Origin of the sequence: Micromonospora sp. NPDC005324, assembly GCF_040607155.1 — a bacterium.
In the GTDB taxonomy this organism is placed as follows: Bacteria; Actinomycetota; Actinomycetes; order Mycobacteriales; family Micromonosporaceae; genus Micromonospora; species Micromonospora trifolii.
Genome location: NZ_JBEXGE010000070.1, coordinates 1 through 14,936, shown reverse-complemented (window position 1 = coordinate 14,936; position 14,936 = coordinate 1). Strand labels below are relative to the sequence as shown.

10 protein-coding genes and 1 pseudogene are annotated in these 14,936 nt (G+C 71.2%); 7 read left to right on the top strand and 4 right to left on the bottom strand.

Going from position 1 to position 14,936, the window contains the following annotated elements; translation table 11 throughout:
- The first annotated feature begins 157 nt into the window (after positions 1–157).
- Positions 158–1,132 carry a DUF559 domain-containing protein gene (locus ABZS40_RS35190; RefSeq protein ID WP_354948877.1) on the top strand — a complete coding sequence of 325 codons (975 nt, stop codon included), beginning with the start codon at positions 158–160 and terminating at the stop codon, positions 1,130–1,132.
- A gap of 72 nt (positions 1,133–1,204) precedes the next feature.
- Here ABZS40_RS35190 and ABZS40_RS35185 read toward each other — a convergent pair whose 3' ends face one another.
- The 4 genes from ABZS40_RS35185 to mce form a co-directional block, all read right to left on the bottom strand.
- The gene (locus ABZS40_RS35185) at positions 1,205–3,271 is read right to left on the bottom strand and encodes a hypothetical protein (RefSeq protein ID WP_354948876.1); all 2,067 of its coding nucleotides are present in this window, start codon (positions 3,269–3,271) and stop codon (positions 1,205–1,207) included.
- 177 nt (positions 3,272–3,448) lie between these two features.
- Positions 3,449–4,711, bottom strand: coding sequence for a DivIVA domain-containing protein (locus tag ABZS40_RS35180; protein ID WP_354948874.1), 1,263 nt, complete (start codon positions 4,709–4,711; stop codon positions 3,449–3,451).
- 300 nt (positions 4,712–5,011) lie between these two features.
- The gene (gene ccrA, locus ABZS40_RS35175; RefSeq protein ID WP_354948879.1) at positions 5,012–6,367 is read right to left on the bottom strand and encodes a crotonyl-CoA carboxylase/reductase; all 1,356 of its coding nucleotides are present in this window, start codon (positions 6,365–6,367) and stop codon (positions 5,012–5,014) included.
- A 348-nt stretch (positions 6,368–6,715) separates the two neighbouring features.
- Positions 6,716–7,192, bottom strand: a complete 477-nt coding sequence (mce, locus tag ABZS40_RS35170) for a methylmalonyl-CoA epimerase (protein WP_354948872.1) — start codon at positions 7,190–7,192, stop codon at positions 6,716–6,718.
- 61 nt (positions 7,193–7,253) lie between these two features.
- Here mce and ABZS40_RS35165 point away from each other — a divergent pair, with 61 nt between their 5' ends.
- From ABZS40_RS35165 to ABZS40_RS35140, 6 genes and pseudogenes are all read left to right on the top strand, one after another.
- On the top strand, positions 7,254–8,453 hold the full coding sequence (locus ABZS40_RS35165; protein ID WP_354948870.1) for an acetyl-CoA C-acetyltransferase: 1,200 nt from the start codon (positions 7,254–7,256) through the stop codon (positions 8,451–8,453).
- A gap of 169 nt (positions 8,454–8,622) precedes the next feature.
- Entirely contained in the window at positions 8,623–9,624 is a 1,002-nt protein-coding gene (gene meaB / locus ABZS40_RS35160; RefSeq protein ID WP_354948868.1) for a methylmalonyl Co-A mutase-associated GTPase MeaB, read from the top strand.
- Between the two features lie 228 nt (positions 9,625–9,852).
- The gene (locus tag ABZS40_RS35155) at positions 9,853–10,269 is read left to right on the top strand and encodes an Asp23/Gls24 family envelope stress response protein (RefSeq protein ID WP_354948867.1); all 417 of its coding nucleotides are present in this window, start codon (positions 9,853–9,855) and stop codon (positions 10,267–10,269) included.
- A gap of 114 nt (positions 10,270–10,383) precedes the next feature.
- Entirely contained in the window at positions 10,384–12,072 is a 1,689-nt protein-coding gene (locus ABZS40_RS35150; RefSeq protein WP_354948865.1) for a methylmalonyl-CoA mutase family protein, read from the top strand.
- 182 nt (positions 12,073–12,254) lie between these two features.
- On the top strand, positions 12,255–13,178 hold the full coding sequence (locus ABZS40_RS35145) for a tetratricopeptide repeat protein (protein ID WP_354948863.1): 924 nt from the start codon (positions 12,255–12,257) through the stop codon (positions 13,176–13,178).
- 69 nt (positions 13,179–13,247) lie between these two features.
- Positions 13,248–14,213, top strand: a pseudogene (locus tag ABZS40_RS35140) (arginase family protein); the annotation flags it as partial.
- Between the last annotated feature and the right edge of the window lie 723 nt (positions 14,214–14,936).

Sequence of the window (14,936 nt, the reverse complement as noted above, 5' to 3'; positions counted from 1 at the left end):
CTCAACGACCGCCCCCGAATGACCCTGGGCTGGGCCACCCCAGGTGAGAAGATGACCCAGCTCCTGGGTGTTGCAACCACCGGTTGAGCCCGCCGGCCTGACGGAAACTGTCCAAGATCTGGTGGTGAGGCGGCGCGTAACGGCGAAAGCTGTTCGGATGCTGCCCGCCGATGACGCCGACGCACTCGACTGGCTCGCCTTCGAGCAGGCGGGCGTGCTGACGACCGCGCAGGTCGCCGGGTTGCTGAGCGACGGGGCGGTGCGGGGCCGGATCCGCTCCGGTCGGTGGCGGTCGATCTGTCGCGGGATCCTGCTGGCCGGCAACGGCCGACTCACCCGCGACCAACAGCTCTGGGTGGCGGTGCTGGCGGCCGGGCCGGGGGCGGTGCTGGCAGGGGTGTCCGCCGCCGCCGAAGCCGGGGTACGGGGACTGCGACGCGAGCCGCTGCACGTGCTGGTGCCGGCAGCACGCCGTGCCGCGCGGACCAGCCTGCGTCGACTTCCGATCGACATGCCCGCCGTCCTGGTCCACCGCACGACGGTCCTGCCCGAGGCCCATCTCCAACGTGCCCGCCCACCGCGTACCACGACGGCGCGGGCCCTGGTGGACGCGGCCGGCTGGGCGACCGGCGTGGACGAGGCGCAGTCGGTGTTGGCCGCCGGTTGCCAGCAACGCCGGGTGCTACCCGAGGAGTTGCAGGCGGTGCTCGACGTTCTCCCTCGGGCTCCCCGTCGGCGGCTGATCGGGCAGACCATCAGCGACATCGCTGGCGGCGCGCAGGCGCTCTCCGAGATCGACTTTCTGCGGTTGTGCCGCCGGCACCGGCTGCCCGCCCCCGACCTTCAGGAACACCGGGTCGACGCGGCCGGCCGGAACCGCTGGCTGGACGCGTACTGGCGGGAATGGCGGGTGCAGGTGGAGATCGACGGCGCACACCACATGGACGCCAAGCAGTGGGCGGCCGACATGCGTCGGCAGAACGACGTCTGGACCAGCGGCGACCGGATCCTGCGCTTTCCGGCCTGGCTGGTCCGCGCCCGCCCGGACGAGGTCGCCGAGACGATCCGCCGTGCCCTCATCGCAGCCGGCTGGACCCCAACCCCGACCCTGCGCCGCCCGGCGCAGAAATGAATCTTGGACACTTTCCGTCAGCCGCTGACGGAAAGTGTCCAAGATCTCGAAGCTTCGACGGGCGGAAGGCCGTCACTCTTTCTCGATGGTGACCTTGCTGGGTTTGGCGCTGCGCTCGTCGGTGGTCGGCTTGGTGGGTCGCTTGCCGTTCTCACCGGTGCTAGTGATCTTGGTGGGCTTGGCGCCCCGGCCACCCTCGCCCGGAACGGCGGCCACTGTCGGCTCCCCGTCCACCCCGGCGCTCGCCGTGCCACCATCCACAGTGGTCACCGGCTCGGCCACCGGCCGCGTCGTGGACTGCCCGGACTCCTCCGCGCCCGCGTTCACCGCGGCGGGCTCCGTCTTCAACCCGGTGCCCGTACCCGATCCGGCGGCAACACTCACGCCGTCGTCCCCACCAGTGGGCACGCCTCCGCTCGCCCCGTCCTCGCCGGCCGGCGCGGTCGGGCCGTCGATCGGGCCGGCAACGCTCTGCAACCGCAGCTCGGACATCTGACGCTGGAGTTCGTCGGACTCCTGCCGGGCCTTCCAGGTCTCCTGCCGCAGATCCGCCAGTTGCTGCTGGGCCTGGGCGATCTCCAACATCACGTGGGCCAACTGCTGCCGGCCCGCCGCCGACTCCTGCTGCGTCGCCGCCAGGTGCTGCTGGGTCGTGGCCAGGTGCTGCTGCGTGGTGGCCGCGTACTCCTCGAACTGCCGCCGGGACGCCGCGACGTGCTCGTCGGCCTTGCGGCGCTTGTCGCCGGCCTCGGTCTCGGCCCGGCTCAGCAGCTCGGCGGCCTCCGCCTCGGACCGCTGACGTAGCGCCGCCGCGTCCTGCTCGGCCGCCTGGAGGATGCCGGCCGCTCCCTGCTCGATCTCGTTCTTGCGAGCCGTGTACTCGGTCTCCAGCTCGTCCTTGCGACCGGAGTATTCGGTCTCCAGCTCGTCGCGACGGGTGGTGAAACCCGCCTCCTGCTCCTGCTGACGGCTGGTGAACGCGGTCTCCAGCTCCTGCTGGCGGGACGTGTGCTGCTTGTCCAGATCGTCGCGGCGCTTGGCGAACTCCTGCTCGGCCGCGGACCGTCGCTGCGCCAACTCCCGGTCGGCCGCCTCCCGACGGGAGTTGACCTCCTGCTCCACCCCGGCCCGCCACGCGCCCAGCTCCTGCTGGGTCTGCGCCCGGGTGTGCTGCACGTACGCCTCGGTCTCGGTGCGCATCCGCTGCACGTACGCCTCGGTCTCGGCCCGGCTGCGCTTCGCCGACTCGGTGGCCTGCGTCGTCAGCCGCTCGGCCTCCTGCTGCGCCTTGGCGCGGGTGGCCCGACCGGCCATCGACGCGTCGTCGATGATCTGCTTGGCCTCCTGCTGCGCCTTGGCGTGGGTGGCCCGACCGGCCTCGGTCGCCGTGTCGGTGAGCCGCTTGGCCTCCTGGAGCGCCTTGGCGTGCACCTCCTTGGCGGCGTCGCGCAGATCGCTGGCCTCCTGCCGGGCGTTGGCCAGCGTCTCGCGGGCCGTCTCGCGCAGCTTGGTGGCCTCCTGCTGGGCCCGGGTGTGGATCTCCTTGGCGGAATCCCGCAGCTGGGTGGCCTCCTGCTGGGCCTTCGCCAGCGCGTCCTGCGCTGCCTTGCGCAACTGCGCCGACTCGTCCTTGGCCGAGCGCAGGGTCGCGTCCGCCTCGGCCCGCTGGGCGGCGCTGTGCCGCTCCTCCTCCGCGCGTCGGGCGGCGAGGGCGATCTCGAAGTCCTTCAGAGCCCGCGCGGCCTGCTCGCGGGCCTCCTCAATGATGTGCTCGGCCGTGGCGCGGCGGGCCTCGATCTCCCCGTTCGCATCGGTGAGAATCTGCTCGGCCTGCTCCTCGGCGAGCGTGAGGATCGACTCGACCCGCGGGCCGAGATGCCGGAACGACGCCCGGTCGACCACGTTCATCTGCTTGCGCACCTGGGTCAGGTCGCGCTGGAGAACCTCGACCTGGCCGGCGAGCTTGTGGATCTGTGTGTACGCCTGTTCCCGTTCGGAAGCGAGGGTCGCGATCTCGTGCTCAGCACGTGCGACATATCGGTCGACCTGTTTCTTCTCGTACCCCCGCAGAGCGGACTCGAAGCTGGGCTCCGTCGTCACGTCCCCGCCGAGAGCGAACAGTTCCTCGCCGTGCGACATGCCCCCATCCTCACACGCATCGGGCCCTGCTGGGGCGATACGGACGGCCCTTGTGGGAGCTACTTCACTCCGTTGCGGTCAGCGAATACCAGAGGTTAGGAAACGCATACGGCGCGAGGTGGCACCGGTTACCCGGTGTCACCTCGCGCCGTCGATGCCCCGACCTGACGCCTCGCGTCAGCCGGCGGTCTCCGCGGGCACCCGCTCCTGACCGCCCTCGTTCTTCTTGGCTTCCGGCTTGGCAGCCGGAGCGGCCTGCGCCGGCATTCCCGGAACGATGCCGGCGAGCCCGGAGAGCATCTGACCCAGCTGCGAGGTGACAGCGTCCTTCTGCCGGGTGAGGTCGTCGACCTCGCGGCGGGCGGCCTGCGTGGTCAGCTCCGCCTCGGTGCGAGCCTCGGTGAGCAGACGCTGCGACTCGGCCTTCGCCTCGTGGAGGGTCTTCTCCGAGTGCGCCTTGGCCTTGTCGACAGTCTCGGCGGCGCTGCGCTCGGACTCGACCCGGCGGGCCTCGGCGCGCTGCTCGATCTCCTTGGCCCGCTCCTGGGCGGCCCGGGCACGCTGCTCGGCCTCGCTGACCATCTTCTGGGTCTGCGCGACCTGGGCGGCGTGCCGCTCGGACTCCTCGCGCTCGGACTTCTCCCGCCGCTCGGCCAGCTGAAGCTCCAGAGCCTGCAGGTCCTTGTCGCGCTTGTCCCGCGCATCGGTGAGCAGCTTGGTCGCCTCGGCGCGCTTCTCCTCAGCCTCGCGGGCGGCCTTCGACCGGTGCTGGGTGATCTCCCGCTCGGCGGTGGCACGAAGGGTGGCGACCTCCCGCTCGACGGTCGACTTCAGCTCGGCCACCTCGTGCGCGGTGACAGTGCGCAGCTGCTTGGTCTCCCGGTCGGCGTCGGCGCGCAGCGTGTCGGCCTCGCGGCGGGCCTGCACCCGGACCTCGGCGGCCTCGCGCTCGGCGGCGGTGCGCAGGTTGCCCGCCTCGCGCTCGGCGCTCGCCTTCATGGCGGCGGCCTCGGCACGCGCCTTGTCGGTGATCTCGCGGGCCTCGAGGCGGGCGGCGGAGAGGATGCCCTCCGACTCGCGCTTGGCCTCGTTGCGGTGGTCGTTGGCCTGCTCCTCGGCGAGCCGGAGGATCTGCTCAACGCGGGTGCCGAGCCCCGAGAGGGTGGGCCGGCTGTTCTCTTCGAGCTGCTTGTTCGTGTCGGTGAGCTTCTGCTCCAGCGCACTCATGCGCTGCTCGGCCTGGCGGAGCCGACGCTGGGCGTCGTTCATCCGCTGCTCGGCCTCGGCACGGGCCTGCTCGGACTGGGTCAGCGCGGCGGTCATCCGGCCGAGGAAGTCGTCGACCTGATGGGTGTTGTAGCCGCGCAGGCCAACGGTGAAATCTGGCTGCGAGTTCGCGTTATCGAAGAACGCGAGAGGGGAGGACTGCTGCTGGGGCATTGGGACATACTGGCAGACGCCCCAGGGTGCTTCGCAAGAGCGGTGCGAAGCTTTCGTGCCCTCTTTACATGGTCAACTCCCACGATCGGCGAGGTCGGACCAATCGGCGATCTTGGCAGGTCCCGGCGGGTCGGACGCCACGCAGCGTGACGCGGAAAAGGGCCCCGGGGTTGCCCCGAGGCCCTTTGTTCGATCCGGGTGGCTTATCCGCTAATGGGGGCGAAAGAACAATGAGCGATCAGCGCAATGGTCAACCGGCGTTCCACCGTCCGGCCGGGACCCGGCAACCGGCGGTGCCGGTCAGTGGCCCCGGAACCGGTTGATCGCGTCCTCGTGCCGAGCCCGCAACTCTCCGTCGCGTACGCCCAGCCCGTCGGTGGGTGCGAGGCAGCGCACGCCGACCTTGCCCTGGTGGGCGTTGCGGTGCACCTCGTACGCGGCCTGGCCGGTCTGCTCCAGCGGGTAGGTGCGGGACACCGTCGGGTGCACCTTGCCGAGCGCGACGAGCCGGTTGGCCTGCCACGCCTCGTGGTAGTTGGCGAAGTGGCTGCCGACGATCCGCTTGAGGTGCATCCACAGGTAGCGGTTGTCGTACTGGTGCAGGAAGCCGCTCGTGGAGGCGCAGGTGACGATGGTCCCACCGCGCCGGGCCACGTAGACGCTGGCGCCGAAGGTCTCCCGACCCGGGTGCTCGAACACGATGTCCGGGTCCTCGCCACCGGTCAGCTCGCGGATCCGTTCGCCGAGGCGCCGCCACTCGTCCGGGTCCTGGGTCTCCTCGTCCTTCCAGAAGCGGAAGCCCTCCGCGGCCCGGTCGATGACCAGTTCCGCGCCCATCCGGCGGCACAGCTCGGCCTTCTCCGGTGAGGACACCACGCAGACCGGGATCGCGCCGCCGTTGAGTGCCATCTGGGTGGCGTACCCGCCGAGGCCGCCGGACGCGCCCCAGATCAGCACCACGTCGCCCTGCTTCATGTTGGCGCCGTGGTGTGAGACGAGCTGTCGGTACGCGGTGGAGTTGACCAGCCCGGGACTGGCCGCCTCCTCCCAGCTCAGGTGCCGCGGCTTGGGCATCAGCTGGTTGGCCTTGACCACCGCCAGCTCGGCCAGCCCGCCGAAGTTGGTCTCGAAGCCCCAGATCCGCTGCTGCGGGTCGAGCATGGTGTCGTCGTGCCCGGCCGCGTCCTCCAACTCGACGGAGAGGCAGTGCGCGACCACCTCGTCGCCGGGGGCCCAGCGGGTCACCCCGGGGCCGGTGCGCAGCACCACGCCCGCCGCGTCCGAGCCGACCACGTGGTACGGCAGGTCGTGCCGACGGGTCAGCTCGGAGACCCGGCCGTAGCGCTGGAGGAACCTGAAGGTGGACACCGGCTCGAAGATGCTGGTCCACACGGTGTTGTAGTTGATCGCGCTGGCCATCACCGCGACCAGCGCCTCGCCCGGCGCCAGCTCCGGCGTCGGCACCTCCTGCACGTGCAACGCCTTGCGCGGGTCCTTGTCCCGGGTGGCCATGCCGTCGAACATCCGGGCTTCCTCGGCGCGGACCACCACGCCCCGGTAGCTCTCCGGTACGGGCAGCCCGGCGAGGCCGGCGAGTTCGCGGTCCGGATCGTTCGATTCCTCCGCCGCCATGATCGCTTCGAGGATGTCCTGCACGGTGACCTCCGGTTCATCCGCACCCGCACGGGCCCGGGTGCTGCCATCGTCGGCGCCGGTGGGCACGACCGCCATGTCGGCATTCGACACATCCGGCACCGGTCGCGCTCCCGTGGAGCCGGACGTTACTGAACGGTAGCTAGGCCGGGAAGTCCTCTGTGAAAAACTGCATCCGCCGATGCGTGAAGGTGTCCAACCACGCCGCCAACCGCGCACTGACGTGCGCGCACCCGCCGCCACCCCCGTTGATCAAGAGCTTTCGGTCACCCGCGAGGCGCAGGCTGACGCAAACCTCTTGATCAACCAGGGGGTGGGGCAGGGGCAGGAGGCAGGGGGCAGGGTGGGGGGTTAGTGCGGGGTGGGGGCGGGTTGGACCAGTTCGATGAGGACGCCGCCGGCGTCCTTGGGGTGGACGAAGTTGATCCGGCTGTCCGCGGTGCCACGCCTCGGAGCGTCGTAGAGCAGGCGCATGCCGCGCTCGCGTAGCGCCGCGCAGGCCGCGTCGATGTCCACCACGGTGTACGCGACCTGCTGCACACCCGGCCCGTTGCGGTCCAGGAACTTCGCGATCGTCGACTCCGGGGTGAGCGGGGCGAGCAGCTGCACGCAGCCACCCTCGGTGGTCGGCCCGACGGCCAGCATCGCCTCCCGAACGCCCTGCTCGGTGTTGGTCTCCACGTGTACGCAGCGCATCCCGAACGTCCGCTGGTAGAAGTCGATAGCGGCGTCCAGGTCGGCCACGGCGATCCCGACGTGGTCAATCTTGCGAAGTCCGATGTCTGTGACGTAGTCCGCACCGGGCTCGACGGGGGAGTTCTCTGCCATGGCGCTAGTCTGACCGAACAATCGTTAAGGCGTACAGCTCGGCACCCCCTCGGAGGCAGGCATGGCTTCGGTGATCGTCAGCGGCGCGCGGACCCCGATGGGCCGGCTGCTGGGCAACCTCAAGGACCTCCCGGCCACGAAGCTCGGCGGGATCGCCATCAAGGCGGCGCTGGAACGTGCCGGCGTCAGCCCGGACCAGGTCCAGTACGTGATCATGGGGCAGGTGTTGCAGGCCGGCACCGGTCAGATCCCGGCTCGGCAGGCGGCGGTCGAGGCCGGCGTGCCGATGTCCGTGCCGGCGCTGACCATCAACAAGGTCTGCCTCTCCGGCCTGGACGCGATCGCCCTGGCCGACCAGCTGATCCGCGCCGGCGAGTTCGACATCGTGGTGGCCGGCGGCATGGAGTCGATGACCAACGCCCCGCACCTGCTGATGGGCCAGCGCACCGGCTACAAGTACGGCGACGTGGTGGTCAAGGACCACATGGCGCACGACGGGCTCAGCGACGCCTGGGACTGCTGCTCGATGGGCGAGTCGACCGAGCGGCTCGGTGCCAGGCACGGCATCTCCCGCACGGAGCAGGACGCCTTCGCCGCCGCCAGCCACCAGCGGGCCGCCGCCGCGCAGAAGAACGGCCACTTCGCCGACGAGATCGCCCCGGTGGTCATTCCGCAGCGCAAGGGTGACCCACTGGTGATCACCGAGGACGAGGGCATCCGCCCGGACACCACTGTCGAGTCGCTGGCCAAGCTGCGCCCCGCCTTCGCCAAGGACGGCACCATCACCGCCGGCAGTTCGTCGCCGATCTCCGACGGCGCCGCCGCGGTGCTCGTGATGAGCAAGGCCAAGGCGAAGGAGCTGGGGCTGACCTGGCTGGCCGAGATCGGCGCGCACGGCAATGTGGCGGGCCCGGACAACTCCCTGCACTCGCAGCCGTCCAACGCGATCAACCACGCCCTGAAGAAGGGCGGCCTGAGCGTTGCGGACCTGGACCTCATCGAGATCAACGAGGCGTTCGCGCAGGTCGGTGTCCAGTCCAGCCGGGAACTCGGGATCAGCCCGGACAAGGTCAACGTCAACGGCGGCGCGATCGCGCTGGGTCACCCGATCGGCATGTCCGGCGCGCGCCTCGTCCTCACCCTCGCCCTGGAGCTGAAGCGGCGCGGCGGTGGCACCGGCGCGGCCGCGCTCTGCGGCGGCGGTGGCCAGGGCGACGCGCTGATCATCCACGTGCCGGGCAAGGCCGCGGCCAGCCAGTGAGCGCGAGGAGTGAGCCGGTTCTGCGAGCCCCGCAGTCGCGAACAGAGATGGCAGTGAGCGCGAGGAGTGAGCCGGTTCTGCGAGCCCCGCAGTCGCGAACGAAGATGGCAGTGAGCGCGAGGAGTGAGCCGGTTCTGCGAGCCCCGCAGTCGCGAACGAAGATGGCACAGTGAGCGAGGCCGAGCACGTCCCGGCAGCGGGCACCACGTCGGTGCGCCGCAGCCGGGACGTACCGCTGCTGGTCGAGCGGGCCCGCGCGGGCGACCCCCGCGCGGTGGCCCGCCTGATCACGTTGGTGGAGAACGGTGACGCGCTGTTGCCGGCGATCGCGGCGGCGCTGGCGCCGTACGCGGGGCAGGCCCAGGTGGTCGGGCTGACCGGTTCACCCGGGGTGGGCAAGTCGACCACGACGAACGAGCTGGTCCGCGCGCTGCGGGCGCGCGGGCACCGGGTGGGCGTGCTGGCGGTCGACCCGTCCAGCCCGTTCACTGGCGGAGCGATCCTCGGTGACCGGGTGCGGATGCAGGACCACGCCACCGATCCAGGCGTCTACATCCGGTCGATGTCCAGCCGGGGGCACCTCGGCGGGCTGGCCGCGGCGACGCCGCAGGCGGTCCGGGTGCTGGAGGGCGCCGGCTGCGACGTGGTGCTGGTGGAGACGGTCGGCGTCGGGCAGGCCGAGGTGGAGGTCGCCTCGCTCGCCGACACGACGCTGGTGCTGCTCGCGCCCGGGATGGGCGACGCGATCCAGGCGGTCAAGGCCGGCATCCTGGAGATCGCCGACGTGTTCGTGGTCAACAAGGCGGACCGCGACGGCGTCGACGCCACCGTCCGTGACATCCAGGGCATGATCGCGCTCGGTGAGCGCGGGCCGGGGCAGTGGCGGCCCCAGGTGGTCCGGTCGGTCGCCGCGCGCGGCGAGGGCATCGACGACATCGCCGCCGCCATCGACAAGCACCGGGGCTGGCTGGTCGAGCACGGCGAGCTGCGCCGCCGCCAGGAGGCGCGGGCCGCCGCCGAGATCGAGGCGATCGCGCTCGGCACCCTGCGCGCCCGGATCGGCTCACTGCGCGACGGTACGGAGCTGAGCACGTTCGCCACCAAGGTTGCCGAGGGCGCCACCGACCCGTACACGGCGGCTGACGAGTTGCTCGCCCAGCTCGCCCGCTGACCTGGCGTTCCGCCGACCGGCGCGCCCACCTGGACGAAGCGGGCCTGAACCGTCCGATGGGGACGGACGTCGTCGCTGGTGCGGCCGGCGCAGCGCGCCTCACGCCCGCAAGCGAAGGTCGCTCTGGTTTTAGTAGGCTCGCCGCGCGTGGCCGCAAGTGAGGCTTCCGCGAAGCGGGCCGACGAGCCGGTCGATCCACGGTGCACCGGGACCAGGGGAGATGTGATCATGACGGACGCGGTGGAGAACGCCGGCGCAGTGCAGCCCGCCGCGGGTGCGGCCCGGGGTGTCACGTCGGTTTCCGACGAGGTCGTGGAGAAGATCGCCGGTGCGGCCGCTCGCGCGGTGCCCGGTGTCGCCGATCTCGGCGGTGACGTGGCACGGTTCTTCAACAGCGTGCTGGACAAGGTCGGCCTGGACACTGTGGGCGATGCTCGCCGAGGCGTCTCGGCCGACGTGAAGGGCAGCGCGGCCGTCATCAACGTGGTCCTGGTGATCGACGCCGGGCACGTGGTGGCCGACTTGACCGAGGCGGTGCGGGCCGCGGTGATCGGGGCGGTGGAGAATTACGGCCTGACGGTCACCCAGGTCAACGTCACGGTGGACGACATCGAGCTGAACCAGCCGGGCGCGGCAGCGGTCTGAGGGGCCGACGACGGCCAGCTCAGGTTACCCGTGGGTACGGCCTGACTTAGCGATCGTTCAGGTGGGGGCCTTACACTCGACGTGCAGTCGAGGACCCGAGGAGGAGCCCTGCTCATGGACGCCGACGAGATCGACGCCGGACGGGCGCGCTGGCAGGCCCGGTACGACGCCGCGCGCAAGCGGGACGCGGACTTCACCACACTCTCCGGCATGACGGTGGAGCCGGTGTACGGGCCGCCGGAGGGCGCCACCTATCCGGGCTTCGAACGGATCGGCTGGCCGGGCGAGTATCCGTACACCCGGGGTTTGTATCCGACCGGCTACCGCGGGCGGACCTGGACGATCCGGCAGTTCGCCGGCTTCGGCAACGCCCAGCAGACCAACGAGCGCTACAAGATGATCCTTGGCGCCGGCGGCGGCGGGCTCTCGGTGGCGTTCGACATGCCGACGCTGATGGGTCGCGACTCGGACGACCCGCAGGCGCTCGGCGAGGTCGGCCACTGCGGCGTGGCCATCGACACCGCCACCGACATGCAGGCGCTCTTCGACGGCATCGACCTGGCCGGCGTCACCACCTCGATGACCATCTCCGGCCCGGCGGTGCCGGTGTTCTGCATGTATCTGGTCGCCGCCGAGCGGCAGGGCGCCGACCTGTCCAAGCTGGACGGCACCCTGCAGACGGACATCTTCAAGGAGTACATCGCGCAGAAGGAGTGGCTCTTCGACCCGGAGCCGCACCTGCGCCTGATCGGCGACCTGATGGAGTACTGCGCCCGGGAGATCCCGCGCTACAAGCCGCTGTCGGTCTCCGGCTACCACATCCGTGAGGCCGGCTCGACCGCGGCGCAGGAGCTGGCGTACACCCTGGCGGACGGCTTCGGCTACGTCGAGCTGGGTCTCTCTCGTGGGATGGACGTGAACGTCTTCGCGCCGGGCCTGAGCTTCTTCTTCGACTCGCACCTCGACTTCTTCGAGGAGATCGCCAAGTTCCGTGCCGCCCGCCGAATCTGGGCCCGCTGGCTGCGCGACGTCTACGGCGCGACCAGCGAGAAGGCCCTGTGGCTGCGGTTCCACACGCAGACCGCCGGGGTGTCGCTGACCGCGCAGCAGCCGGTCAACAACGTCGTACGCACCGCCGTCGAGGCTCTCGCGGCGGTGCTCGGCGGCACCAACTCGCTGCACACCAACGCGCTGGACGAGACCCTGGCGCTGCCCACCGACGAGTCGGCCGAGATCGCCCTGCGTACCCAGCAGGTGTTGATGGAGGAGACCGGTGTGGTCAACGTGGCCGACCCGCTCGGCGGCTCCTGGTACGTCGAGGCGCTGACCGACAAGATCGAGGCCGAGGCAGAGGAGATCTTCGCCCGGATCAGGCAGCTCGGCGGGGAGGGGCCACACCAGATCGGCCCGATGACCTCGGGCATCCTGCGCGGTATCGAGGACGGCTGGTTCACCGGGCACATCGCCGAGTCGGCCTTCGTCTACCAGCAGGCCCTCGAGAAGGGCGACAAGAAGATCGTCGGGGTCAACTGCCACACCGGCACCGCCGCCAAGGAGCTGGAGATCCTGCGCATCTCGCACGAGGTGGAGCTGGAGCAGCGCCGGGTGCTCGCCGAGCGCAAGGGCGCGCGGGACGAGTCGGCGGTCCGCGCGGCGGTGACCCGGATGATCGAGGCGAGTCGTACCGACGAGAACATGATCCCCGCCATGCTCGACGCGGTCCGCGCCGAGGCGACCCTGGGCGAGATCTGCGACGCTCTGCGCGCCGAGTGGGGCACCTACCGGGAGCCAGCCCGCTTCTGACCCCCTGCCCGCACCCCCACCCCCGTCGATCTTGCGGTTTCTGCGCCGACATAAGGCATGAATGCGGCGTACCGGCGACAGAATATGCAAGATCGCGGGGGGTGTGGGCGGGGCGTGAGAGTTGCAACGTCGGGGTTGCGGGTGAGCTGAGATCGGGGGCTCACGTGCGAGACTAGGTAACCATGAGCGACCCACGGATCACCTCGTCGATCTTCACCCGCGGCGCGGTCGACCTCAGCACGCTGCGTGGCCCCGCACCAGCAAGTACCCGCCCCGGCACGCCCCCTCAGGGCGGCCCGTCCAACGGCGCCCCCGGCGCGCCCACCGCCGGCGGTGACACCGCCATCGTGGACGTCACCGAGGCGACCATCCAGTCCGACGTGCTCGAACGCTCGATGGCCACGCCCGTCGTCGTGTTCTTCGGCGCGGCCGGCTTCCCGGAGAGCGACGAGTTCGCCCCGGTCCTGGAGCGGCTGAACGCCGAGGGCGGCGGCACCTGGGTGCTGGCCCGGGTCGACGTGCAGGAAAATCCCCGAATCGCCCAGATGTTCCGGGTGCAGGGCATCCCCATGGTCTACGCGGTCGTCGGCGGCCAGCCGGTCGACGCCTTCTCCGGAGTGGTGCCCGAGGCGCAGCTGCGGCAGTGGCTCCAGGCCGTGCTCAAGGCCGGCGGCGTGACTGTCGCCGAGCCGGAGGACCCCCGCCTCGACGAGGCGGACGACGCGCTCATGAGCGGCGATCTGGACGCCGCCGAGCAGGCGTACCGGAAGATCCTCGCCGACGCCCCGGCGGATGCCGCGGCCACGGCGGGGCTGGCCCAGGTCGGGGTGGCCCGCCGGGTGGCCGGCGCCGACCCGTCCACAGCGCTGGCCGCCGCCGAGAGCGCCCCTGACGACGTCGCCGCCCAGCTGCTGGCCGCCGACATCGAGGTGCTCAGCGGCCTGGCCGAGCAGGCGTACGCGCGGCTCGTCGGTCTCGTCCGGCGCACCGCCGGTGAGGACCGGGAGACGGTTCGCCAGCACCTGGTCTCGCTCTTCTCCATTGCCGGCCCGGACGATCCGGCGGTCGCCTCGGCCCGTCGGGCTCTGGCCAGCGCCCTGTTCTGAGTTCGTAGCACGCCAGCGCGGGCCGGCGTTCCGGCCGGCCCGCCCGACCACCGAGGACGGGAGCTCACGATGCGCCGGATCGCCGTCCTCGACGCGCCGACAAATCTCGGTCTACGGCCGCCGACGCCCACGTCGGTCCCGGGTTGCGCCAAGGCGCCCGGGGCGCTGCGCGACCACGACCTGCTGGCCCGGCTCCGCGCCCGCGACGCCGGTTGCGTCACCCCCGCCCGGTACGACCCGGGGGACTGGCGGCCCGGCGACGGGGTGTGCCACGCCCGGGAGATCGCCGACTACTCGTTGGCCCTCGCCGAACGCATCGGCTCGATCATCGACCGGGGCGAGTTCCCGGTGGTGCTGGGCGGCGACTGTTCCGTGCTCCTCGGCTCGGCCCTGGCCATGCACCGCCTCGGCGAGGCCGTCGGCGGGCGGATCGGGCTGGTCTTCGTCGACGGGCACTCCGACTTCCGGCACCCCGGCAACGCCTCCTACGTCGGCGCGGCCGCAGGTGAGGACCTGGCCCTGGTCACCGGGCGAGGGCAGGCCGACCTGGCCGCGTTGGAGGGCCGCCGGCCCTACTTCCGCGACATCGACGTGGTGGTGCTCGGCATCCGCGCTCAGGACGAATACCGGCTCGACCTCCAGGCCGCCGGGATCACCACCCGACCGGTGCCGGCGCTGCGTGCCGAAGGCGCCGCCCGGACGGCCCAGTGGGCGCACGAGCAACTCGCCGACTGCGCGGGCTACTGGGTGCACATCGACGTGGACGTGCTCGACCCGGCGGTGATGCCCGCCGTGGACGCCCCCGACCCGGGTGGAATCGCCTTCGCCGAGCTGGAGATCCTGCTCGCCGGTCTGGTCGACACCCCGCACTGCCTCGGTGTGGAGCTGACCGTCTTCGACCCCGACTACGACCCGGACGGCTCGTACGCGGCCGAGATCGTCAACACAGTGGTCGCCGGTCTGGCACCGGTGACCGCTCCGGAAGCCGTGCCGCCCCGACTGCTGTCGGCCCGACCGACGCCCTCCCCGCGGCGCGGCAACGGCCGGCCCGCGACCGCCACCGAGCGGCTCGACCGTGCCGAGCGTCCCGCCCGTACCGAGCGCCGCGAGCAGCGCGATGGGCTCGACGGGCTGGACCGTGGCGAGCGGTTCGACGGGCTCGATGACGCCGAGCGGTTCGATGGGCTCGATGACGTCGAGCGGCTGGATGCGATGCCGAGCGCGACAAATGGCGAGGCTTCGTTCGTCGACGTTCCCCCGTGGGACCCGTCCGTCGATGCCGGTTCGCTCGCGGAGACCGGATCCGCCGATGTCGGGTCTGCCGGCGTCGCGTCCTCGGGCTTCGGGTCTGCCGGCGTGGGTTCTTCCGACGGCCGTCCCCCGATGGGCGTGGTGCCCCGCGACATCGTCGCCGAGACGGAACCAGCCGTCACCAATGGTCAGGCCCGCTCCGAGCAGTCGGGCGTCGCAGCGGACATCGCGGCCACCGTCGAACGGGAGCCGGTCGGCCCGCCCGCGTCGGCCGGCCCAGGTCTGCTCCGGCGACCTTACCTGCCGGCCGAGAAACCCACGGACCACCACAAAGCTGACACGGCCTGACCCATCTGGCGGCCCACCGGGCCGTGATCGACTCGGCTTCCCGAAAGTCGGGGCATCCACGTGGGGCGGTTTCAAGCGGCGGTTGCAACCAGGTGTTTGTGGAGTACCTCGGCTGGATTGTGCCAGTCGAGGGTTTGGCGTGGTCGTCCGTTGAGTTCT

What these genes read in the sequence shown, in the direction of transcription:
- ABZS40_RS35185 (WP_354948876.1), bottom strand. Translation starts at nt 3,271, where the DNA reads ATGTCGCACGGCGAGGAACTGTTCGCTCTCGGCGGGGACGTGACGACG.
- ABZS40_RS35180 (WP_354948874.1), bottom strand. Translation starts at nt 4,711, where the DNA reads ATGCCCCAGCAGCAGTCCTCCCCTCTCGCGTTCTTCGATAACGCGAAC.
- ABZS40_RS35145 (WP_354948863.1), top strand. Translation starts at nt 12,255, where the DNA reads ATGAGCGACCCACGGATCACCTCGTCGATCTTCACCCGCGGCGCGGTC.
- ABZS40_RS35150 (WP_354948865.1), top strand. Translation starts at nt 10,384, where the DNA reads ATGGACGCCGACGAGATCGACGCCGGACGGGCGCGCTGGCAGGCCCGG.
- mce (WP_354948872.1), bottom strand. Translation starts at nt 7,192, where the DNA reads ATGGCAGAGAACTCCCCCGTCGAGCCCGGTGCGGACTACGTCACAGAC.
- ABZS40_RS35165 (WP_354948870.1), top strand. Translation starts at nt 7,254, where the DNA reads ATGGCTTCGGTGATCGTCAGCGGCGCGCGGACCCCGATGGGCCGGCTG.
- ABZS40_RS35190 (WP_354948877.1), top strand. Translation starts at nt 158, where the DNA reads ATGCTGCCCGCCGATGACGCCGACGCACTCGACTGGCTCGCCTTCGAG.
- ABZS40_RS35155 (WP_354948867.1), top strand. Translation starts at nt 9,853, where the DNA reads ATGACGGACGCGGTGGAGAACGCCGGCGCAGTGCAGCCCGCCGCGGGT.